General features: G+C 40.7%; 1 protein-coding gene. It reads right to left on the bottom strand.

Translation table 11 applies throughout. The features are described 5' to 3' along the window. The coding region (locus BCT81_RS04985) for a LysE family transporter (RefSeq protein ID WP_157938848.1) at positions 1-226 on the bottom strand (226 nt) is incomplete at both ends.

The raw sequence follows: 226 nt of genomic DNA, 5'->3' as shown, positions 1-226 counted from the left end.
TTTACACCTAAGTAAGCAAGGTATACTGCACCTATTACCTTCACTGCAAAAAATAAACTTGCTGATGAAACTATAATTGCCGAAAGGCCGAATACTGATAATGTCCCGTGCAGATAAAACGCTGCCACTATCCCCAAAACATTTGCGTAACCATGCTTCTGGCCTGAAACTGGAACAGTTTTTACAAGCAATACACCATTGGGACCTGGAGACATTACCATTAATG

It is taken from the genome of Vibrio sp. 10N.261.52.A1 (assembly GCF_002876325.1).
Classification (GTDB): Bacteria; Pseudomonadota; Gammaproteobacteria; order Enterobacterales; family Vibrionaceae; genus Vibrio; species Vibrio chagasii.
This window is presented reverse-complemented; position numbering and strand designations above follow the sequence as displayed.